The 21,399-nt window shown below is 67.5% G+C and carries 16 protein-coding genes and 2 tRNA genes; 8 read left to right on the top strand and 10 right to left on the bottom strand.

The features are described 5' to 3' along the window. Positions 1–9 precede the first annotated feature (9 nt). A complete protein-coding gene (locus tag KHB019_RS06280; RefSeq protein WP_337458367.1) occupies positions 10–5,664 on the bottom strand; it encodes a DUF4082 domain-containing protein in 5,655 nt (1,884 codons plus the stop codon). A gap of 313 nt (positions 5,665–5,977) precedes the next feature. Here KHB019_RS06280 and rfbA point away from each other — a divergent pair, with 313 nt between their 5' ends. From rfbA to KHB019_RS06295, 3 genes are read left to right on the top strand one after another with little or no spacing between them, the layout of a single operon-like run. Continuing rightward, positions 5,978–6,850, top strand: coding sequence for a glucose-1-phosphate thymidylyltransferase RfbA (gene rfbA / locus KHB019_RS06285; protein ID WP_337458368.1), 873 nt, complete (start codon positions 5,978–5,980; stop codon positions 6,848–6,850). Then, positions 6,847–7,842 carry a dTDP-glucose 4,6-dehydratase gene (gene rfbB, locus KHB019_RS06290; RefSeq protein ID WP_337458369.1) on the top strand — a complete coding sequence of 332 codons (996 nt, stop codon included), beginning with the start codon at positions 6,847–6,849 and terminating at the stop codon, positions 7,840–7,842. The genes rfbA and rfbB overlap by 4 nt, the downstream gene beginning before the upstream one ends. After that, positions 7,842–9,242 (top strand): bifunctional dTDP-4-dehydrorhamnose 3,5-epimerase family protein/NAD(P)-dependent oxidoreductase, encoded by a 1,401-nt coding sequence (locus tag KHB019_RS06295; RefSeq protein ID WP_337458370.1) that lies wholly within the window; start codon positions 7,842–7,844, stop codon positions 9,240–9,242. Before rfbB ends, KHB019_RS06295 begins: the two co-directional genes overlap by 1 nt. 484 nt (positions 9,243–9,726) lie before the next feature. Here KHB019_RS06295 and glmM read toward each other — a convergent pair whose 3' ends face one another. From glmM to KHB019_RS06315, 4 genes are all read right to left on the bottom strand, one after another. Further along, positions 9,727–11,085, bottom strand: coding sequence for a phosphoglucosamine mutase (gene glmM / locus KHB019_RS06300; RefSeq protein ID WP_337458371.1), 1,359 nt, complete (start codon positions 11,083–11,085; stop codon positions 9,727–9,729). A gap of 7 nt (positions 11,086–11,092) precedes the next feature. Further along, the gene (gene rpsI, locus KHB019_RS06305) at positions 11,093–11,575 is read right to left on the bottom strand and encodes a 30S ribosomal protein S9 (protein WP_290368232.1); all 483 of its coding nucleotides are present in this window, start codon (positions 11,573–11,575) and stop codon (positions 11,093–11,095) included. Positions 11,576–11,601: 26 nt separating this feature from the next. Continuing rightward, positions 11,602–12,048 carry a 50S ribosomal protein L13 gene (rplM, locus tag KHB019_RS06310; protein WP_325470863.1) on the bottom strand — a complete coding sequence of 149 codons (447 nt, stop codon included), beginning with the start codon at positions 12,046–12,048 and terminating at the stop codon, positions 11,602–11,604. Positions 12,049–12,217: 169 nt separating this feature from the next. After that, positions 12,218–14,143 (bottom strand): acyltransferase family protein, encoded by a 1,926-nt coding sequence (locus tag KHB019_RS06315; protein WP_337458372.1) that lies wholly within the window; start codon positions 14,141–14,143, stop codon positions 12,218–12,220. A gap of 22 nt (positions 14,144–14,165) precedes the next feature. On the opposite strand from KHB019_RS06315, the gene truA reads away from it, so the two are divergent. Together truA and KHB019_RS06325 are read left to right on the top strand one after the other, a co-directional pair. Further along, positions 14,166–15,008 (top strand): tRNA pseudouridine(38-40) synthase TruA, encoded by an 843-nt coding sequence (gene truA, locus KHB019_RS06320; RefSeq protein ID WP_337458373.1) that lies wholly within the window; start codon positions 14,166–14,168, stop codon positions 15,006–15,008. Between the two features lie 64 nt (positions 15,009–15,072). Further along, positions 15,073–15,741 (top strand): endonuclease/exonuclease/phosphatase family protein, encoded by a 669-nt coding sequence (locus KHB019_RS06325; RefSeq protein ID WP_230101427.1) that lies wholly within the window; start codon positions 15,073–15,075, stop codon positions 15,739–15,741. A 28-nt stretch (positions 15,742–15,769) separates the two neighbouring features. On the opposite strand, the gene KHB019_RS06330 is transcribed toward KHB019_RS06325, so the two are convergent. Both KHB019_RS06330 and rraA read right to left on the bottom strand, forming a co-directional pair. Further along, positions 15,770–16,504 (bottom strand): hypothetical protein, encoded by a 735-nt coding sequence (locus KHB019_RS06330; protein ID WP_337458374.1) that lies wholly within the window; start codon positions 16,502–16,504, stop codon positions 15,770–15,772. Positions 16,505–16,510: 6 nt separating this feature from the next. Then, positions 16,511–16,978, bottom strand: a complete 468-nt coding sequence (rraA, locus tag KHB019_RS06335; RefSeq protein ID WP_325470859.1) for a ribonuclease E activity regulator RraA — start codon at positions 16,976–16,978, stop codon at positions 16,511–16,513. Between the two features lie 96 nt (positions 16,979–17,074). On the opposite strand from rraA, the gene KHB019_RS06340 reads away from it, so the two are divergent. From KHB019_RS06340 to KHB019_RS06350, 3 genes are all read left to right on the top strand, one after another. Next, complete coding sequence (locus KHB019_RS06340; RefSeq protein WP_337458375.1) at positions 17,075–17,284, top strand: heavy-metal-associated domain-containing protein; 210 nt, start codon at positions 17,075–17,077, stop codon at positions 17,282–17,284. Positions 17,285–17,313: 29 nt separating this feature from the next. After that, entirely contained in the window at positions 17,314–19,512 is a 2,199-nt protein-coding gene (locus KHB019_RS06345; RefSeq protein WP_337458376.1) for a heavy metal translocating P-type ATPase, read from the top strand. A gap of 70 nt (positions 19,513–19,582) precedes the next feature. Next, positions 19,583–19,753, top strand: coding sequence for a hypothetical protein (locus KHB019_RS06350; protein WP_337458377.1), 171 nt, complete (start codon positions 19,583–19,585; stop codon positions 19,751–19,753). Positions 19,754–19,987: 234 nt separating this feature from the next. Here the strand turns inward: KHB019_RS06350 and KHB019_RS06355 are convergent. The 3 genes from KHB019_RS06355 to KHB019_RS06365 all read right to left on the bottom strand — a co-directional run bounded on the left by KHB019_RS06355 (position 19,988) and on the right by KHB019_RS06365 (position 21,398). After that, a tRNA-Met gene (locus tag KHB019_RS06355) sits at positions 19,988–20,061 on the bottom strand. Between the two features lie 33 nt (positions 20,062–20,094). After that, a tRNA-Thr gene (locus KHB019_RS06360) sits at positions 20,095–20,166 on the bottom strand. A gap of 50 nt (positions 20,167–20,216) precedes the next feature. Then, positions 20,217–21,398 carry a M23 family metallopeptidase gene (locus KHB019_RS06365; RefSeq protein ID WP_337458378.1) on the bottom strand — a complete coding sequence of 394 codons (1,182 nt, stop codon included), beginning with the start codon at positions 21,396–21,398 and terminating at the stop codon, positions 20,217–20,219. Between the last annotated feature and the right edge of the window lies 1 nt (position 21,399).

Here is a 21,399-nt window from a genome sequence, read left to right on the forward strand (position 1 = left end):
TCATGGCACCTATTCGACGGGGTCGAACAGCACGTCGACCCAGTAGTTGTTGTCAGAGACGTTGCTCGGGAACTCCCGCGAATAGACCCAGGCGCTGCCGTCGTCGGGAATGGTGAAGTGGCCGATCACGGTCTGCCAGCGCAGGGTGCGCACGTCCACGGCGTACCGCCCTGTCGTGCCGTACAGACCCACGCGGTACTCGACCCCCGGCTGCAGCGCCACGGGTGTGCTCAGCGCGGCCGTCTGCCAGCCGTCCGCGGTCTCGTCGGTGAACTGCACCTCGGCGAGCTTCACCCCGGCTGCGTTCCAGAGATAGCCCGTGTGCTCACCGGTGTTGGCCGCGCCCTTGTAGAAGCGGATGCCGGTGGCCGTGCCCGCCACATCGACGGTGAACCTCGTCGCGACCTGCACCCCGTCCGGGTCGTTCCAGGCCGGAGTCTGCGGAACGGCGTCACCGAAGATGCTCACGACGTCGATGATCGGCGGTGCGGCCGTGGTCGTGAAGCTCCAGGTCGCGCCCGTGATCTGCGCGGTTCCCGCCGTGACGGATGCCGTGTAGGCCGTCGACCACGCCAACGGCTCAGTCGGGGTGAAGGTGACGGTGCGGGTCGAGGCGTCGTAGTCCGATGCACCGGCAACGCTGCCGGCGGCCGTCGTCAGCGCCAGCGCCGCCGCCGGAGCGTCGGCGTCGAGCGTCGCGGTGATCGTGGTCGTCGGCGCCACCTCGGTTCCCGCCGACGCCGGCTCACGCGCAGTGACCGTGAACGTCGGCGCGGGTTCGGGTGTCGGTGTCGGCGTCGGTGTCGGCGTCGGTGTCGCTGTCGGGGTTGGCGTCGGTGTCGGGGTTGGCGTCGGGGTTGGCGTCGGGGTTGGCGTCGGGGTTGGCGTCGGGTCGGGGGCCGGAGTCTGAGGGGGTGACTCCGGCGATCCCGACCCGAACGCTATCTCGGCATCCACGAAGTACGCGGACGAGTTCCATGAACCCGTCGGGTAACCACCTGTGGTGCCGTAAAGGTATCGGCCGTTGTCTCCGCCGGGTGCGGTGATGGAGCCGCTGGTCCGGCCGGAGGCGAAGTACGCCGGTGTGATGGCGTAGTGGCCGTTCGGTGCGAAGTACGAGACGACGTAGGTCGTGCCTGGCGAGACTGCCACCGGTGTCGACAGCGCGGCGCGCTGCCACCCGGATGCGGTCTCGCCGGCGAAAGTGACGGTGGCGAGCGCCGTGCCATCCGCGCCCCACAGCGTGCCGGTGTGGGTGCCCGTATTCCCGGCGCCCTTGTAGAAGCGGATCGCGGTGACGTAGCCGCTGCGGGCGACGGAGAACGCCGTCCCCACCTCCACAGCATCGCCGTCCGAGGCGGCCTCGCTGCTCGGCGCGGTGTCACCGAAGATGGTGTCGGTCGCGCCGGGCAGTTCGGGCTCGACGGTCGTGAACTGCCATTGATCGAGCGCCTGCCCGCCGATGAGCACCTGAGCCGTGTACGTGGTCGCCTGCGTGAGGTCGCTCGACGGCGTGAACGTGATGGTGCGCGAGTCCGTGTCGTACGCACTCGTGCCGGCCACGGCGCCATCGGACGATGTGAGCACGATCTTCGGGTTCGCGGCGTCGATGTTGAGGTGCGCTGTGACGTCAGCAGTGACCGCGACCTCCACGCCGGTCGGCGACTTCGACGTCACGGAGACGACGGTGCCGGAGCCGGTGCCCGCCCTGAACTCGACGTCGGCGTAGTAGTTCGTCGCGCGGAAGCTCGAGGTCGGCATGACCCCGCCACCGCCGTACCGATACACGCCGTTGACGTCGGCGTCCGCGGTGAGCGGCCCGCTCGTCTTCGCGACATCGAAGTAGTCGCTCGCCGCGGGGTATCGCCCCTGGGAGGACAGGTAGGAGACCGTGTACGTCTGCCCCGCCGTGACCGTCACCGGGTTCGTGAGCGCCGCGCGCTGCCATCCGGATGCCGTCTCGTTCTGGAACACGACGGTCGCCAACGCCTGCCCGGTGGACGACCACAGCGTCCCGGTGTGCGTGCCCGTGTCGCCGGAGGTCTTGTAGAAGCGGAGCGCCTTCACCTGCCCGGTGACGGAGCTGTGGAACGACATGCCGAGCTCGACGGGCGTGGCGTCGTTCGCGAACGACGCGGACGGCTCGTCGTCGCCGAAGAAGGTGTGCACCATGGTGGCGGCATCCTGCTCGACGGTGAACGCCCACGTGCGGTCCGTCCCCGCACCGTCCGCACCGACGATCCCGCCCACCTCCACGGTCACTGTCGCCCCGTAGGGGAGCGGGCCGCTCGGGGTGAAGGTCACCGTCTTCCCGTCTGCGGAGAGCGTCGACGCGCCGGCGACGGCGGCACCGTCCGCGTGGACCGTCACGTCGGGCGTCGAGGTCAGCGCTTCGTCGAAGGTCGCCGAGATCGCGATGTCGCGATCGACGTCGACGGCACCGCCGGCAGGATTCATCGCGACGAGCGCAGGCCCGACGATGTCGGTCTCGAACACGATGTCGACGTAGTAGCTCGTGCTCGTCGTCCGCGTCGGCATACCGCTGCTGTACGTGAAGACGCCTCCGTCAACCGGTACCGAGATGGGGCCGCGGGAGTATCCGTCTGCGAACGAGTACGACGTGACGGCATAGTGGCCCGACGGAGCGGTATACGCCACGATGTACTCGGTGCCCGGCTGGAGTGCAACGGGAGCCGTCAGCTGAGCTGTCTGCCAACCAGACGCGGTCTCTGCGCTGTACGTGACCTGCCCGAGCTTCTGACCGGTGCTCGTCCACAGCGTCCCGATATGGGTGCCCACGTTGCCGAAGCCCTTGTAGAAGCGGAGGGCTGTGACCAGGCCCGGCTCATCGACGGTGAACCGCGTGCCCAGCGTGACGGAATCCGGATCAGCATCCGCAGAGATCAGCGGGCGATCCAGATCCGTGTAGATCGAGCACGGGCACTGCCCCTCCGGCAGCACAGGCGCCGCGGTCGTGAACTTCCAGGCCCCACCGGCGTCGAACTGCTTACCACCCGCCGGCGTCGCGTCGATCGTGACCGTATAGGTCGCGGCCGCGGCGAGCGCCGCGGACGGAGCGAAGCGAACGGTGCGGGTCGACGCGCTGTACGAGTTCGTCCCGGCGACCGCCGTGCCGGCGGCATCCTTCACGTGCAGCTGTGCGCTGACGACGTCACCGGTGAACACGGCTGTGACGTCGGTGTCGGTCGGCACGCTCGAGCTGTTCGCAGCGGGTTGGCGCGCTGCGACGCGTACCTTCGTGTCCGGCACCGAGTCGAACACGACGTCGACGTAGTAGTTCGAGTTTCCCCACGTGTACGTCGGGAAGTCTCCGGCGTAGCCGTACACACCAGGGCTGGCATCGCCGACCCCGGAGGTCACGATCACCGGCGTCGACGACCGCGCCTTGTACGGCCAGAAGTCGTCGACGTACGCGTACCCGCCGTTCGGCGCGGTGTACGAAACCACGTACTGCTGCCCCGCTGCCACGGGCACGGAGCTGCTGAAGCGCGCGGACTGCCACCCGGTGGCCGTCTCGCCCCCGAACGTGACGCTGGCGAGCTTCTCCCCCTCGGCGGACCACAGCGACCCGACATGGGTGCCGGAGTTCCCCGGCCCCTTGTAGAACCGCACGCCGCTGACGTAGCCGTCCGTCGCCGTGCTGAAGCGCAGGCCGAGCTCGACCGCCTGCGTGTCTGTCGCCGACGCGAGCGACGGCACGGCCTCGCCCTGTGCAGAGTACGGGCCCGTCACCGACACCGTGCGCGTAGTGCCCGATGCCGAGAAGTTCGCGCTGTCGTCGATGGCGCGGGCGATGATCGTCGTCTGACCGGTCCCCTGCTGGATGTACGAGTACGTCCAGCTCGTCGTGCCTTCCGCCGGATGCCAGGAGCTTCCGCCGTCGGTCGACACCTCGACCCCGGCGACGCGGCCGCCCATGTCCGACGCCGTCCCCGCGGCCGTCACCCGCGTGCCGTGCGGAACCTGTTCGCCGGCGGCAGGCGACGTGATGACCGTCGTGGGAGCCGTCGTGTCCGCGCTCTTGGTCGCGCGGGTGAGGCCGGCCATCAAGGTGGTCGGCTGGGCATCCATGTCGGCGAGCAGGTTGACCTCCGCCTGCTGCATGCGTGCGTCCGCTGCGGGGCGCGCGACATCATGCGTGCTGTCCAGACCCCAGCCCCATTGCACGCTCGCGGCGGAGAACACCAGCGCTCCGCTCGCGGCCCGGTACAGCGTGACGTGGTGCTCGGTGGTGCCGGCGGTCACCGTGTTGCCGTAGTCGAGCAGGTACTGCTGCGTTCCCGCGACGGTCGTCGACAGCCGGATCAGGCCCTCAGGACGGAACCCGTTGTCGATGTCCTCGTTCGACTCGTAGCCGAGCGTCTGGTCGCCGAGCGGCTCAGAGCTCCCCGCCGGGATCGCGTTGAGACCGGTGTCCCGCCATAGCCGCATACGGCCCTCGTCCGAGGTCACCGTGATCGGATACGCGACGTCGTTGACCATGTACATGGTTCCGGTGAGGGCGTTCTCCGGCAGATGACCGCCCTGTGCGGCACCCGCGAATCGCGGATCGCGCCACGTGCCGGTCCACTCGGCGGCCGGGTCTATCTTCGCGTTGCTCCAGGTCTCCTTGTACGAGACGAGGGTGCGGTACGGCGTCGCCGAGTCGTCGGCTGATGCCTCGTAGCGCGTGCGCCAGTACCCCTCGTTGCCGGTGAGGAACTGCATGTTGACGCCAGCATCCCGCGCGGCTTCGATGTTCGCGCGCTGCGCGCCCGACCAGTACTCGTCATGGCCGACCGACAGGAAGACGTTGTGACCCAGCAGCTCTCCACCGCGACGGTCCGTGTCCAGCCCCGCGATGTACGTCATGTCGTAGCCGTTGCGCTCGAGGAATCTGACGGTTGCGTACTCGGCGCTGAAGTAGAAGTCGCGCTTCTCGATGCCGTCCCGAGTGGCGAACGGGCGGTTGTAGCTGATCTTGTACGCCCTGCCGTTGGCTGCGCCCTGGTAGAAGTCGGAGCCGCCGTACTTGTTGTACGCGTGCCAGGTCGGGTCGGAGGTCTGGAACAGGATGTCGGATGCCACGCCATCGTTGCGGACGATGAAGATGATGTGGCTGGATCCGCCGGTGTCGGTGCGGGTCAGCTTGGCGATGTAGACCCCGGAGACCGCGTCGGCAGGGACGTCCCAGGAGGACGAGACGTGCCAGGTGCCGCAGTCGTAGAGTTCCGTGGCGACGTCGGACTTGCACTCCGGCTGGCTCTGCGGGAGGGTCGCGGTCACGGGCACGGACTGGATGAAGCGGGCGCCGAGACCCTGGTACCAGCCGGTGCGGTAGATGTCGATCGTGTACGCCGAGGCATCCGTGTCGATCTTGAAGTCGATGCGCTGACCACGGTTGACCGAGATGTCGGTCGCGAATCCCTGGATGCTGGCATCGCCGGCGCCGTCGATGTCCCAGACGTTCGGGGCGGTGCCCGGCTTGGAGTTCTCGCACGCGATCGCGTTGATGGTCGGACCGCACGGACTGCCAGCCGCCTCAGCGGGAGCGGGCATCGTCGTGAGCCCGGCCGCGACCAGTGCAAACGCCGATGCCAGTGCGGCGACAGCGCGAAGGATCGGCTGCGGTCGCCTCCCACGGCGAACGATTGAACTCCCCATTGTTCCCAGTTTCCCCAGTCCGGCCACACGCCCCCGCGTGACCTTTCACGGTTCGCGTGCTTGCACCGCTCATCCCCAGAACGAGCGGACACGGAGAACCGTCCCGAGCGTCACTATAGCCGCACAGCCCCCGTCCGTCACCACCTTTTTCTCGCGCCCGTCCGCAGACCCTCCGCCCACCCGCATCGCAGACGGCGCCACTGCCCCTGTCGCAGCGTGCTCCGTGTGGGCTACGCTGTGCCGTGCGGGACGGCTCGGGGAAGTCCCCCGCACGTACGCACTGGGGAGTGCGTGATGAGACTGGGGAGTTCTCATGAAGGGGATAATTCTCGCGGGCGGATCAGGCACGCGTCTGCATCCGATCACGCTGGGTGTTTCGAAGCAGTTGGTTCCGGTGTACGACAAGCCGATGGTCTATTACCCGCTGTCGACGTTGATGCTGGCGGGGATCGACGACATCCTGGTGATCACGACACCGCATGACGCGGCGCATTTCGAGCGGCTGCTCGGTGACGGGTCGCAGTTCGGGATCCGATTGACGTTCGCGCAGCAGGCGTCGCCGGACGGTCTGGCGCAGGCGTTCACGATCGGTGCGGAGTTCATCGGCGATGAGCCGGTGGCCCTCGTGCTCGGCGACAATCTGCTGTACGGGCCAGGCCTGGGCGATCAACTCGGCCGGTTCTCGGGCATCGATGGTGGTGCGATCTTCGCGTACTGGGTGGCGGATCCTGCCGCGTACGGTGTGGTCGAGTTCGACGGGGCCGGGGTGGCGGTGTCTCTGGAGGAGAAGCCGGTGGTGCCCCGGAGCAACTACGCGGTGCCCGGTCTGTACTTCTACGACAACGACGTGGTGGAGATCGCGCGGGGCCTGGCGCCGTCGGCACGGGGCGAGTACGAGATCACGGACGTGAACCGGGAGTATCTGGAACGCGGGAAGCTGCAGGTGGAGGTTCTGCCGCGCGGCACGGCGTGGCTGGACACGGGGACGTTCGATCAGATGACGGATGCCGCGGACTACGTGCGCACGATGGAACGCCGCACCGGGTTGAAGATCGGGGTGCCCGAGGAGGTCGCGTGGCGGCGCGGGTTCCTCAGCGACGACGCGTTGCGTTCACGTGCGGAGGGTCTGGTGAAGTCGGGGTACGGCCGGTACCTGCTGGAGCTGCTGGATCGGGGAGATCGATGAAGCTGCTGGTGACCGGTGGTGCCGGGTTCATCGGGTCGAACTTCGTGCACCATGTGGTGGAGCACACCGATCATGAGGTGACGGTGCTGGATGCGCTGACCTATGCGGGCAACCGGGCGTCTCTGACCGGTCTGCCGGAGGATCGGGTCGCGTTCGTGCACGGGGACATCACGGATGCGGCGCTCGTGGACGGGCTGTTCGCCGAGGCGGATGCTGTGGTGCACTATGCGGCGGAGTCGCACAACGACAACTCGTTGGATGACCCGCGTCCGTTCCTGGAGACGAACATCGTCGGCACGTACACGCTGCTCGAGGCCGCCCGCCGGCACGGGACCCGGCTGCATCACATCTCCACCGACGAGGTGTACGGGGATCTCGAACTGGATGACCCGGCACGGTTCACCGACACTACCCCGTACAACCCGTCGTCGCCGTACTCGTCGACGAAGGCCGGGTCCGACCTGCTGGTGCGGGCGTGGGTGCGATCGTTCGGGGTGCAGGCGACGATCTCGAACTGCTCGAACAACTACGGCCCGTACCAGCACGTGGAGAAGTTCATCCCCCGGCAGATCACGAACATCATCCGCGGCATCCGCCCACGTCTGTACGGGGCCGGACAGAACGTGCGGGACTGGATCCATGCCGACGATCACTCGTCCGCCGTGCTCACGATCCTGGAGAAGGGCCGCATCGGGGAGACGTACCTGATCGGCGCCGACGGAGAGCGGAACAACCGGGACGTCGTGGAGCTGATCCTGCAGCTCATGGGTGAACCGGTCGACGCGTACGACCATGTCACCGACCGGGCAGGGCACGACCTGCGGTATGCGATCGATTCATCGAAGCTGCGCACCGAGCTCGGGTGGGAGCCGCAGTTCGCGGACTTCGAGGCGGGGCTGGCTGCGACGATCGACTGGTACCGCGAGAATGAGTCGTGGTGGGCTCCGGCCAAGGATGCCACCGAGGCGTTCTACGCACGAAAGGGCCAGTGATGGTGTTGATCGCTCAGACCCCGATCCCCGGCCTGCTCCTCCTCGACCTTCCGGTGCACGGCGATTCCCGGGGCTGGTTCAAGGAGAACTGGCAGCGGCAGAAGATGGTCGCGGCGGGGCTTCCCGACTTCGGTCCGGTGCAGAACAACATCTCGTTCAACGACGCGGCCGGGACGACCCGTGGCATCCATGCGGAGCCGTGGGACAAGTTCATCTCCGTCGCCACAGGGCGGATCTTCGGAGCGTGGGTCGACCTGCGCGAGGGCCCCACGTTCGGGGTCGTGTTCACGGCGGAGATCGACCCGTCACGGGCGATCTTCGTCCCCCGCGGAGTCGGCAACTCGTACCAGACCCTCGAGCCGAACACCGCGTACACGTACCTCGTGAACGACCACTGGTCGGCCGACGCCGACTACGCGAACCTGAACCTCGCCGACGAGACCGCCGCCATCGACTGGCCGATCCCGTTGGACCAGGTGCAGATCTCTGAGAAGGACAAAGCACACCCCCGGCTCGCCGACGTCACCCCGATCCGGCCGAAGAAGATCCTCATCACCGGCTCGAACGGGCAGCTCGGTCGCGCCCTGCGCGCCCGCTACGGCGACGCCCCGCACATCGAGTACACCACCAGGGCCGAGCTCGACATCACGAGCCCCGACCTCGCGACAGCCCGCCGGTGGCGCGAGTACAGCACCATCATCAACGCCGCCGCGTACACCGCCGTCGACACCGCCGAGACGCCTGACGGCCGGGCGGTCGCGTGGGCGATCAACGCCACAGGTCCCGCCGCACTCGCCCGCATCGCCACCGAGTACGGCCTCACGCTCGTGCACATCTCCAGCGACTACGTCTACGACGGCACCAGCACCGAACCGTACCGCGAGAACGCCCCGGTCAGCCCGCTCGGCGTCTACGGACAGTCCAAAGCCGCCGGCGACCTCGCCGCAGCAACCACCCCACGCCACTACATCATCCGAACCTCCTGGGTCATCGGCGACGGCAACAACTTCGTCCGCACCATGGCGAACCTCGCCGCACGCGGCATCGACCCGAACGTCATCGACGACCAACACGGACGCCTCACCTTCACCGACGACCTCGCCCGCGGCATCCACCACCTGCTCACCACCGGCGCCCCGCACGGCACCTACAACCTCACCGGCACCGGCCCCGCACGAACCTGGGCCGACATCGCGCGCGAGGTCTACCGGCTCACCGGCCACGACCCCGCACGCGTAACACCCGTCGGCACCGAGGCGTACTACGCACAGGCGACAGGGCCCATCGCACCGCGGCCGAGCAACAGCATCCTCGACCTCGAGAAACTGACAGGCACCGGGTACAAGCCGCAAGACTCAGACGCAGCGCTCAAGGCATACGTCTCGCAACTCGGCGAGTGAGTGCGGGCCGGCGACCGACGTCTGCACGTCGCGCGTGAGGCACGTCGGTCGCTGGCCGGAGGGGCCTCGATCATCGTTTGACGATGCCGCCGCGCTGCGCGCGGCCTCGATGATGCGTCCTCCTCGGCTGCTGGTGCCGATGGATCCGGCAGTTGTCACCGCCGGTAGATCAGCGTCCGGCCAGCAGGCCGACCATGGCGACGCGCGTCACGCACGAAGCCAACAACCCACGTATTCTCCCCTGGGTCCCCAATCCCCATTCCGGTTCGACGACGAGTCCTCCTAGGAAGGGCTCACGCTGATCCGGACCTTTCTCTCGCCTCGAACGCTCGGATTACGCTCGGAACAAGTGCGGCAAGCATAGGCCGCGCGCGGGAGGCCAACAAGATTGCGCGAGCAACTCGTTATCTTTCCGTGATCTTCGCCTACCACAAATGCGAGATTGGATCGGATACGATCCGCGCTTTAACCTGATGAGGTCCGGTTAAAGCGCGAGCCGCTCCTTGACCACGGCGACGAGCCTGTCCGCATGAGCCTTCGCAGACTCTGCATCCGCAGCCTCGACCATCACCCGAACGAGCTGTTCGGTGCCCGACTTGCGCAGCAGTACGCGGCCGGTGTCACCGAGTTCGGCCTCGACGGCGGCGACGGCCTCCTGGACGCCCTCGTCATCGGCGCAGCGGTCCTTGTCGACGTCACGCACGTTGACGAGGATCTGCGGATAAACGGTCATGACGGCAGCGAGCTCGGCGATCGACTTCTTCTGCCGTGCCATCTCCGCGACCAGATGGAGTCCGGTGAGGACGCCGTCGCCGGTGGTGGCGAACTCGCTCATGATGACGTGCCCCGACTGCTCGCCGCCCAGGGCGAAGCCGTTCGCGTTCATGTCCTCGAGGACGTAGCGGTCACCGACGGCGGTCTGCCGCACCGTGATGCCGTTCTCGCGCATGGCCATGTGCAGACCGAGGTTGCTCATGACGGTCGCGACGAGCGTGTCGTCGGTGAGGTGACCACGCTGCTTCATCGCGACGGCGAGGATCGCCATGATCTGGTCGCCGTCGATGATGTTGCCTTCGGCGTCCACGGCGAGGCAGCGGTCCGCGTCGCCATCGTGGGCGATTCCGACATCGGCGCCCAGGCGGACGACAGCCTCAGCGAGGTTGTGCAGATGCGTGGAGCCGACGCCGTCGTTGATGTTGAGACCGTCGGGGTCGGCGCCGATCACCGTGACGGTGGCTCCGGCATCCTTGAAGGTCTCAGGCGAGACGCCTGATGCGGCGCCGTGCGCGCAGTCCAGAACGACATGGATGCCGTCGAGGCTGTGCGGCAGAGAGCCGAGCAGGTGCAGCTTGTACCGGTCCTCCGCATCGGAGAAGCGCTCGATGCGCCCGACACCGGAGCCCGTGGGGAGAAGCTTCTCGCCCGCCATCGCGGCTTCGATGCGCTGCTCGACGACGTCGGGAAGCTTCACACCGCCGCGGGCGAAGATCTTGATCCCGTTGTCCGCCGCAGGGTTGTGCGAGGCCGACACCATGACGCCGAAGTCCGCGTCGTGGTCGCCGATCAGGAACGCCAGGGCCGGAGTGGGGATGACACCCGCGTCGAGCACGTCGACACCGGATGCTGCGAGGCCTGCCGAGACGGCGGCCACGAGGAATTCACCGGAGACGCGGGGGTCGCGGGCGACGACTGCGGACAGTCGCTTGCCTTCGGCCTTGCGAGCCTCTGCGGTGCGGCCCTGGCCCAGGACGACGGCAGTCGCCTGGGCCAGGGAGAGCGCGAGATCGGCGGTGAGGACGCCATTGGCAAGTCCACGTACGCCGTCCGTGCCGAAAAGCGGCATCAGAGATTTAGCGCTTCGAGTACTGAGGCGCCTTGCGGGCCTTCTTGAGACCAGCCTTCTTGCGCTCGATGACGCGAGCGTCACGAGAGAGGAAGCCGGCCTTCTTCAGCGTCGCGCGGTTGTTCTCCACGTCGATGCCGTTGAGCGCACGGGCGATGCCGAGACGCAGCGCGCCGGCCTGGCCCGAGTCGCCGCCACCCGAGATGCGAGCGATCACGTCGTACGCGCCCTCGAGGTTCAGGACCTTGAACGGGTCGTTGATCAGCTGCTGGTGCAGCTTGTTCGGGAAGTAGTCCTCGAGCGTACGGCCGTTGACCGTGATGGTGCCGGAGCCAGGGACCACGCGCACGCGGGCGATGGCCTGCTTGCGGCGACCGACGGCAGCGCCGGAGACGTTCAGCACGGGACGGGGAGCCGTCTCGGTTGCCACAGCCTCCGGGCTGGAGGTCGAGTAGTTCTGAGGGGTTTCGGTGGATTCGATGTCAGCCACGAGTATGTCCTTAGTCGTTGCGGCGCTTACTGGGCGACCTGGTCGAGGGTGTGCAGCTTCGGCTGCTGAGCGGCGTGCGGGTGCTCGGCACCGACGTACACCTTGAGCTTCGTCAGCTGCTGACGGCCCAGGCTGTTCTTGGGGAGCATGCCGCGGACGGCCTTCTCGACAGCGCGGACAGGGTTCTTCTCGAGAAGCTCGGCGTACGAGACAGCCGTGAGGCCGCCCGGGTAGCCCGAGTGGCGGTAAGCCATCTTCTTCTGGAGCTTCTGGCCGGTCAGGGCGACCTTCTCGGCGTTGATGATGACGACGAAGTCGCCGGTGTCGACGTGGTTTGCGAAGGTCGGCTTGTGCTTGCCGCGCAGGATCGCTGCGGTGTGCGAGGCCAGGCGGCCGAGAACGACGTCAGTGGCGTCGATGACGATCCAGTCGCGCTGGACCTGCCCGGTCTTCGGTGTGTAAGTGCGCGTCACAATAGTGCTGCTTTCTTGATCGAACGGAGAGGTTCGTGAATCCCACTCCGGGGTGGTTCTTCGTCTAGTGACTCGAACACGCCAGTGGAGGGCTCACGTTCGCGGCACTCGGCAGTCGAGTACCAAAGTGATAGCTTACGGCATCCCGGGGCGGGGGCCAAATGCGGGCCTACTCCGGGAACGGGATGCGCGGGGCGCGACCGGTCGGCGCCTTCGCGAAGTCCTTCTCGGCCCGGGCGCGGTCCTTGTCGATCTGCTCGAGCGCGGTCTCCACGGAACCGGCGAACACGTCTCCCCCGGCCTTGCCGGGGTGGATGCCGTCACCGGCGAGCAGATCCTCATGGGGCGCGATGTCGCCGGACCAGTCCGCGACCCAGACGCGCCGATGCCGATCCGCGAACTTCTCGATGTCCGAATTGACGCCGGGGATCCACTCACGAGGGGCATGAGCGTTGACGAGGATGAGGTTGCGGTCAGGACCCGCGATCTTGGACATCTGCTCGAGCACGCCCCAGTCGACCGGTCCGTTCGTGCCGAGTCCGACGACGACGTTCTGCCGCAGCTGGCCGTTGTCCTCAAGGTGCTGCAGGATGTCGGGACCTGCCCAGATCGACCTCGAGACCTCTGCATCCACCTCGATGCCCGGGAACTCTTCGAGCAGGGAGGGAGCGGATGCCAGCATCACGGAGTCGCCGACCGCCGTGATCTCGGTGCCCTCCGGGATGACGGCTTCCTGTGGAGTCGGCTTCGGGGTCGGCTTCGCCTTCTCGTCCGCGGTGTTCAGCGCGTCTTCGCCGCGGTCGATCGCCGCGGCAGCAGTGGTCGAATGCGGGGCGTTCACGATCGCCGCTGCGGTGCCGCCGATCGCCACCAGGGCGATCGTCAGCGCGGCGATACCTGCGACCTTGCTCATCGGCCGTCCGGCGATCCGTCGCCCGAGGCCGCGCATCGCATGCCGGAACCCGTACTTGCGGAACGGCGCCTCCACGAACCGGTACGACACCGCGGATGCACCGACGGCGAGCACGAGCGCCGACGCGCCGGCCCATACCGGCACCCCGGCCTCCGGTCCGAAGCCCTGCGTGCCGACGAGCACGAGCACGAGCACCGGCCAGTGCCAGAGGTAGATGCCGTACGAGCGATCGCCGATCCACTTCAGCGGTTGCACGTCGAGCGCGCGGCCGAACCAGGATCCGGGCCACACCCCGGCGCAGATCGCGGTCACCGAGCCGACACTCGCAAGCAGCAGGGTGCCGGGGAACGTCACGGCATCCGAGGTCTCCGGCATCAGCGCGGCGACGACGATCGCGGCGAGTCCGAGCAACCCGATGAGCAGCGACGCCGACTTGGCGGTCCGCGACAGCATCCATTCCTTCTGCGGCATGTTCGCGACGGCGAGCGCCAGCGCGATGCCGATCAAGAGCCCGAACGCGTGCGCATCGGTACCGAAGTACGCGCGGGTGACGTCTCCGCCGGCGACCAGCTGTGCCATCCACCACGCGGACCCGCCGCCGGCGACGACCACGAGCGCGACCCGAGCCCAGCGCCCGGGGATCAGCAGCACGAGCGGAAGGAGCAGCGGCCACACGACGTAGAACTGTTCCTCGACGGCAAGCGACCAAAAGTTGCGGAACAGCTCGGGCGCGGTCGCGGCGAAGTAGTCGGTGCCGTCGGCGACCGCGAGCCAGTTGTAACTGAAGGTCGCAGCCCCCAGCACCTGGCGGCCCATGCCGACGAGCAGGTCGCCGCCCAGCATCCACGCGGCCGTCGCGCAGACGGTGACGACCACGGCGAGCGCCGGCAGCAACCGTCGCGCGCGCCGCCGCCAGAAGTCGATGAGGCGACGAGGCGAAGCGAGGCGCCCCAGCCGTGACGGCCGAAGCAGCAGCGACGTGATCAGGAACCCGCTGATCACGAAGAACACGTCGACGCCGACGAACCCGCCGACGAGCGGCAGCCCGGGGAACAGGTGGTAGACGACCACAAGGGTGACGGCGACCGCGCGCAGGCCGTCGAGGCCGGCGAATCGCGTGAGTGTCGTCTGGTTCTGCATGTTTCCGGGGTTGTGCCACGGCTCGCGTCCGGGCGAAGTCAAAGCTCCAGCTTAGAGTGGGCAGGTGAGAATCCGCCTGGACATCGCCTACGACGGCACGCACTTCCGCGGGTGGGCGAAGCAGCCCGACCTGCGCACGGTGCAGGGCACGCTCGAGGCGGCCCTCGCGCGGATCGTCGGGTCGGATGTGCAGTTCGTCGTCGCGGGGCGAACGGATGCCGGCGTGCACGCCTCCGGCCAGGTCGCTCACGTCGATCTGGACGAAGCGCAGTGGGCGCGCGTGCTCACCCGCCATGGCCGAGCGTCGACCGACCCGGCCGGCTCCGTCGCCGCTCGGATGCGCGGGGTGCTCGGCGCCTACCCCGACGTCACGGTGCACCGGACGTCGCTCGCCCCGGAGGGCTTCGACGCGCGGTTCTCGGCAGTCTGGCGACGTTATCGGTACCGGCTCGCCGACGAGGTGGCCGGCTTCGATCCGGCGCGCAGGCTCGATACCACCAGCATCCGCGGATCGCTCGATGTCGAGGCGATGGATGCCGCGGCGCAGTCCCTCATCGGTCTGCACGACTTCGCGGCGTACTGCAAGGCCCGCGACGATGCGACGACGATCAGGACGCTCCTCGACTATCGGTGGGCGCGGGATGCCGACGGCGTGCTCGTCGCCGAGGTCAAGGCCGACGCCTTCTGCCACAGCATGGTGCGCGCGCTCGTCGGGGCCTGTGCGGCTGTCGGCGAGCAGCGTCTCGACGTGGGCGATCTCGTCGTGCTGCGCGATGCGCTGCGGCGCACGAGCGAGTTCAAAGTGCTCGCCGCCCGCGGGTTGACGTTGACCGAGGTCGGTTACCCCGCCGACGAACTGCTGGCTGCGCGCGCCGAGCAGACGCGCGCGCGACGCGATTCCGAGTAGCCGAACCGGAGTCGTTCACGGTTTCGACACCCGCGACTCAGGTGAGCGCAGTAGCGTGGCGATGATGAAGGTCATCTCCTACAACCTGCGAAAGCATCGTGCGGCTACCGAGCTCGAGGAGCTCGTCGACCTGCACGAGCCGGATCTGCTGTGCCTGCAGGAGTGCGACGTGGCGGATCTGCCGAACGAGATCAGCGGACTGGCGCTCGCGGATGCCACCCAGGGCAACCGGCTCGGGCTCGCGCTGTACTACCGGACCAACCTGTTCCGCCTGCAGGACATCCGCACGATCGGGCTGAAGAAGTCACTGCACGACCGGATGCTCAAGCCGGCGCATGAGCGGGTGCTCGGCGTGCGGCTGCAGGACATCGACAACGGGCAGGAGTTCATCGTCGCGTCGTTCCACGCAGCACCGTTGACCGCGTTGAACTCGTTGCGCCGCAACCAGATCCGTGCCGCTCTCACCGAGCTCGAGACGATGGGACCGGGACTGCCGGTACTGATGGTCGGCGACTACAACTACCCCGTGTTCAAGGAGAATCTGGGGCAGACCGTCCGCGATCACGGCTACACGCTGACGCTCAGCGACGAGCGCACGTACACCCGGTACCGGGTGTTCAAGGGGCACTACGACTTCGCGACATCCGACGGCTTCACGATCGACAGCATCCAGACGCTGCCGCAGCGGTCGAGCGACCACCGCCCGATCCTGGTGACCGCGGCCGTCGGGTAGCAGCGGGTCGGGTCAGGAGGCCCGAGACTCAGAGATCGCTGAAGTCATCCGATGGCGCATAGAACTGCTTCACTTCGTCGCCCTCGAGCGTGAACAAGACGTATACGATTCCCACGGATCCCGGATTGGAGAGCGACTTCGTGCCCGGCACTTCCCGCCCGCCGACTCCTAGCTGCGTCGCCGTCGCCTGATCCTCCTCGAATACAAGCGCCCAGCCATCGGCAGCCAGCACCTCGTCGCGAGTCGAGCCGACGGTGAGTCCGTCTTCCGTGGCGATCGGGATGCCGTCGACCTGAGCGCCGACCACGGCAATGCGCACCGGCATCTCATGATCGACGTCGGCTGTGACCCACAGGCCGTCCCAGCTGTAGCGCTCCAGCTGCATGTCGTAGCCGGTCGGCGGCTCGATCGGCTCCGGGGCGGGCAGCTCCCCCGTGGCTTGTTCCAGGAGAGCGAGCACTGCGTCGCGGTCGTCGAACGGCACTGTCTCGGCGCCCGCGGCATCGATGTATGAGATGCCGTCCGAGTCGACGACCAGATTCGGCTCAACCGCGGGTACCGACAAGGCTGACGGCGTCGGCGTGCCCGACGGATCCTCGTGTACCGATGCTTCGGTGGACGGCTCCGCCGAAACGACACCATTGGCGCATCCTACGAGCAGAATCGAAACCACGGCGAGAAGCGGGGCCACGGCGCCGGCAACACGATTCATGCAGCATTCCCCCACAATCTGCGACCGAACGGGTGCCACGCCGGGCGTCACTGGCGATCAGCGCTCGACGAGGATGCCGTCTTCGTCCGAGTACAGGCGCTTGCCGACGCGGAACGTCACTCCCGCGAACTCGAGGTCGATGTCGACCTCGCCGGCGCCGAGCTTCGCGCTCTTGCGAGGGTTGGTTCCGAGTGCCTTGACGCCGAGGTCGAGAGCGTTGATCGCGACGCTGTCGCGGATAGCGCCGTGGATGACGACACCCGCCCAGCCGTTCGCGACGGCTGATTCGGCGATCATGTCGCCCATGAGCGCGGTGTTCAGCGAGCCGTTGCCGTCGATCACGAGCACGGCACCATCGCCCGGAGTCGCGAGTGTCGACTTGACGAGTGCGTTGTCCTCGAAGCAGCGGATCGTCCGGATCGGCCCATCGAACGCCGAACGTCCGCCGAAGGAGCGGAACTGCGTAGACACGGACTGAAGGTCATCGCCGAACTCGTCGTAGAGGTCTGCCGTGGCTTGAGTCATGCGGCCATCCTCGCACGGGGCAATGTCAGGAACATCCATTGGGAATACCCCCAGGGGGTACTATGGTCACCTCTGACGAACGAAGGGAAACCCACCATGAGCACCACCGAATACCAAGTGACCGGCATGACCTGCGGCCACTGCGAGATGTCCGTGCGCGAAGAGGTCGGTCAGATCGCCGGCGTCGACGCGATCGAGATCAGCGCGCAGACCGGCAGGCTCGTCGTGACGGCATCCGCTCCCCTCGACGACGCGGCGATTCTCGCGGCCGTCGACGAGGCCGGGTACTCCGCCGTCCGCGCCTGACACGACAAGCAGCACAGAAAGAAGCGACCATGAGCAGCGTCGAACTCGAGATCGGCGGCATGACCTGCGCCTCGTGCGCGACGCGCATCGAGCGCAAGCTGAACAAGCTCGACGGTATCCAGGCGACCGTCAACTACGCGACCGAGAAGGCGAAGGTGACCGCCCCGTCCGGATTCGACACCGCGCTGCTGATCGAAGAGGTCGAGAAGGCCGGATACTCCGCGCAGCTTCCGACGGCGATGCGGGAAGCGACGGGCGAGCAGGACGACCCCGAACTCACGTCGCTCCGCCAGCGGCTGATCGTCTCGATCATTCTGACGGTGCCGGTGATCCTCATGGCCATGATCCCCGCGCTGCAATTCACGTACTGGCAGTGGGCGTCGCTGACGCTCGCAGCGCCCGTGATCGTGTGGGGCGCGTGGCCGTTCCACCGCGCGGCGTGGACGAATCTGCGGCACGGCGCCGCCACGATGGACACCCTGATCTCGATGGGGACGCTCGCCGCGTTCGGCTGGTCGCTGTACGCGCTGTTCTTCGGCACGGCCGGGATGCCCGGCATGACGCACCCGTTCGAGTTCGCGCTGTCGCGGTCGGACGGCGCCGCCAACATCTACCTCGAGGTCGGCGCCGGTGTCACGATGTTCATCCTCGCCGGACGCTACTTCGAGAAGCGCGCCAAGCGACAGGCCGGCGCAGCACTGCGGGCTCTGCTGGACCTCGGCGCGAAGAATGTTGCGGTGCTGCGCAAGGGCGTCGAGGTCTCGATCCCGATCGAGCAGTTGCGCGTCGGCGACGAGTTCGTCGTGCGTCCGGGCGAGAAGATCGCCACCGACGGCGTCGTCGTCTCCGGCCACTCGGCCGTGGACGCCTCGATGCTCACCGGCGAGTCGGTTCCGGTCGAGGTCGGCGAAGGGGATGCCGTCACCGGAGCGACCGTGAACGCCAGCGGCCGCCTCGTGGTCCGCGCGACGCGCGTCGGATCGGACACGCAGCTCGCGCAGATGGCCCGGCTCGTGGAGGACGCACAGACCGGCAAGGCCCAGGTGCAGCGCCTCGCCGACCGGATCTCGGGCGTCTTCGTGCCCATCGTGCTCGTGATCGCTGTCGCCGCACTCGCCGGCTGGCTGGTCGCCGGGTTCCCGGTGTCGGCTGCGTTCACGGCCGCCGTCGCCGTGCTCGTGATCGCGTGCCCCTGCGCACTGGGATTGGCGACGCCGACCGCACTTCTGGTCGGCACCGGCCGCGGCGCGCAGATGGGCATCCTCATCAAGGGTCCGGAAATCCTCGAGTCCACGCGCAAGGTCGACACGGTCGTCCTCGACAAGACCGGGACAGTCACGTCAGGGCGCATGGCGCTCACAGGCGTGATCGCCGAAGACGGGGTGGATGCCGATGAGTTGTTGCGCCTGTCCGGCGCCGTCGAGCACGCGTCGGAGCATCCCGTCGCTCAGGCGATCGCCGCGCGCGTGCCCGGCGAGATGCCCGCCGTCGAGGGGTTCGCGAACATCGAGGGTCGCGGAGTTCAGGGCGTTGTCGACGGACACAGCGTCGTCGTCGGACGCGAGTCTCTGCTCGCGGACTGGGCGCTGACGTTGTCGCCGCGCGTCGCCGCCGCGAAGGCCGCCGCAGAAGCCGAGGGCAAGACCGTGGTCGCCGCCGGGTGGGACGGTGCTGCGCGCGGCATCCTGATCGTCTCTGACACCGTCAAGCCGACCAGTGCTGAGGCGGTGCGCGGCCTGCGCGCGCTGGGCCTGACGCCGATCCTGCTCACCGGAGACAACGCGGCAGCCGCGCGGCACATCGCGGCAGAGGTCGGCATCGAGGAGGTCATCGCCGAGGTGCTGCCGGCTGACAAGGTCGAGGTGGTGAAACGGTTGCAGTCAGAGGGTCGCGTGGTGGCGATGGTGGGCGACGGCGTGAACGATGCCCCGGCGCTGGTTCAGGCCGACCTGGGGCTCGCGATGGGGACGGGCACGGACGTGGCGATCGAGGCATCCGACATCGCACTCGTCCGGGGGGATCTGCGCAGCGCGGTCGACGCGATCCGCCTGTCGCGCAAGACGCTCGGTACGATCAAGTCGAACCTGTTCTGGGCGTTCGCGTACAACGTCGCCGCCATTCCGCTCGCCGCGCTCGGGATGCTGAACCCGATGCTCGCGGGGGCCGCGATGGCCCTGTCGAGCGTGTTCGTCGTCGGCAACAGCCTGCGGCTGAGAGCCTTCCGCTAGGGCGCAGCATGGCGTCTGGCCGCCCGACAGCGCCCGGGAGGAGTACGGTCAGGATCAGAGGAGGCGCGCCATGTCGATGAGCGACGGTCAACAGCATCCGCATCATGTGCCGGATGCCGGCGAGCCGAGCGTGCCGGAACTCGAACTCGACGAGAACATCGCGCCTCGCCCCGAGGAAGAAGCCGCCGACTTGGCCCGAGCGACGCCGGACACGGCGGACCACAGTCACGACGACGCGTGATGGATTCCGTCGCTTGTCCCGGATCCCGGATTCAACGACCGAGGATGCGATCAGCACCCCGCGATGCTGTATCAGTTCGGTCGGTTTTGCGCGCTCATAACCGACCGAACTGATACCGCATGCGACTTACGGGACCACGAAGGACGGGACGACGAAGGACGGGACGACGCGGGCAAGGGACGGAACGACCCCGGACACGACAAAACCCCCGGCTGCACCGGGGGTTTCATTCTGTAGCAGGAGCGGGGCTTGAACCCGCGACCTCACGATTATGAGTCGTGCGCTCTCACCAACTGAGCTACCCTGCCGCACTGCATTCCGCATGAAAAGCGGAAGCTGCGAGCCCCGAGTCAGGATTGAACTGACGACCCCTTCCTTACCATGGAAGTGCTCTGCCACTGAGCTATCGGGGCGTTGTCACCCGTGAAGGCAACCACACGAGAATACCATCACTTCGGCGTTCTCACGAAACCGGGGCGACCCCGTCGTACCTGCCGGAGTTCTTGTTGAACCACGGCAGCGGATCGATGGTCGAACCGTCGACGATCAGCTCGAAGTGCATGTGCGCCCCGTACGACCGACCGGTGTTGCCGACCTTGCCGATGATGTCGCCGACCTTGACGGTCTGGCCCGCGACGACGCGCAGCGAGCCGTACTGCATGTGCGCGTAGTGGCTCGTGATCAGCTCCCCGTCGATCATGTGATCGATGTACACCGTGACGCCGTAGTTGCCGCCGGACTCGGTGGCGATGCGAACCTTGCCGTCCGCGATCGCCTGCACAGGAGCACCGTCGCCAGGAAGCAGATCCAGTCCCTCGTGGAGGGTCCCGTTGCGCATGCCGTAGCCGTAGCTCATGCCGACGCCCACCATGAACGGCCACTGGATCGCAGCATCCGGATCGTTCGTGTAGATCTTGTTCGAGTACGTGATGCCCTGCTGACCGGCGAGATCGATCAGGGACGCGGTCGAGAAGCCGTCGGAGCGCTGGATCGCCTCGTTCTGCAGGTCGGATGAAGCGACGTACGCCTGGATCTCGTCGGCATCGGCCGAGGACGAGGCCTGGGATGCCGCCACCAGCGACATCCCCGCAGACGAAGGAGCGCCGTTCGCAGCAGCGAGCGCTTCGGCCGGGAACGTCATCGACACCGCAAGAAGACCTGCGATGCCCATCACGCCGACCGTCGCACCGACGGCGACGATCTTGCGCCCCTTGCGCGGTGCCGTGTGGATCGCGGTGGCCGCGGTCGGCAGCTTCTGCCGAGGCGCTGCCTCGACGACACGCATGGCCGGGTCCGTCGCGACGGAGGCGAATGCTCGGGATGCCGCGGAGAACGCATCCTCGTCGGAGCGAGCTTCCTGCTCGACGACAGGCTCAGCCTCGACGACAGGCTCAGCCTCGACGACCGCCTCGGCATCGGCGACGACCGCCTCAGCCTCTGCCACGACTTCGGACTCGGCGACGACGCTCTCGATGATGATGTCGGTCGCCGCGGAACGAGCGCGCTCGCGCACTTCTCGGCGCGACAGCGTCGAGACGGGAACGTCCGCTGGGGCCGCAGGAGGGGTCTCTTCGATGCTCACCGAGGTCGCGGTGTCCGCGGTCCGGCGACGGCTCGAGCGTCGCGTAGGCGCACTCTCAGCCATA

The organism is Microbacterium sp. KHB019 (genome assembly GCF_037285405.1).
GTDB lineage: Bacteria > Actinomycetota > Actinomycetes > Actinomycetales > Microbacteriaceae > Microbacterium.

Excerpts from the sequence above, each read along its gene's own strand:
- KHB019_RS06280 (WP_337458367.1), bottom strand. The coding sequence starts at position 5,664 with ATGGGGAGTTCAATCGTTCGCCGTGGGAGGCGACCGCAGCCGATCCTT.
- rfbA (WP_337458368.1), top strand. The coding sequence starts at position 5,978 with ATGAAGGGGATAATTCTCGCGGGCGGATCAGGCACGCGTCTGCATCCG.
- rfbB (WP_337458369.1), top strand. The coding sequence starts at position 6,847 with ATGAAGCTGCTGGTGACCGGTGGTGCCGGGTTCATCGGGTCGAACTTC.
- KHB019_RS06295 (WP_337458370.1), top strand. The coding sequence starts at position 7,842 with ATGGTGTTGATCGCTCAGACCCCGATCCCCGGCCTGCTCCTCCTCGAC.
- glmM (WP_337458371.1), bottom strand. The coding sequence starts at position 11,085 with ATGCCGCTTTTCGGCACGGACGGCGTACGTGGACTTGCCAATGGCGTC.
- KHB019_RS06325 (WP_230101427.1), top strand. The coding sequence starts at position 15,073 with ATGAAGGTCATCTCCTACAACCTGCGAAAGCATCGTGCGGCTACCGAG.
- rraA (WP_325470859.1), bottom strand. The coding sequence starts at position 16,978 with ATGACTCAAGCCACGGCAGACCTCTACGACGAGTTCGGCGATGACCTT.
- KHB019_RS06340 (WP_337458375.1), top strand. The coding sequence starts at position 17,075 with ATGAGCACCACCGAATACCAAGTGACCGGCATGACCTGCGGCCACTGC.
- KHB019_RS06345 (WP_337458376.1), top strand. The coding sequence starts at position 17,314 with ATGAGCAGCGTCGAACTCGAGATCGGCGGCATGACCTGCGCCTCGTGC.
- KHB019_RS06350 (WP_337458377.1), top strand. The coding sequence starts at position 19,583 with ATGTCGATGAGCGACGGTCAACAGCATCCGCATCATGTGCCGGATGCC.
- KHB019_RS06365 (WP_337458378.1), bottom strand. The coding sequence starts at position 21,398 with ATGGCTGAGAGTGCGCCTACGCGACGCTCGAGCCGTCGCCGGACCGCG.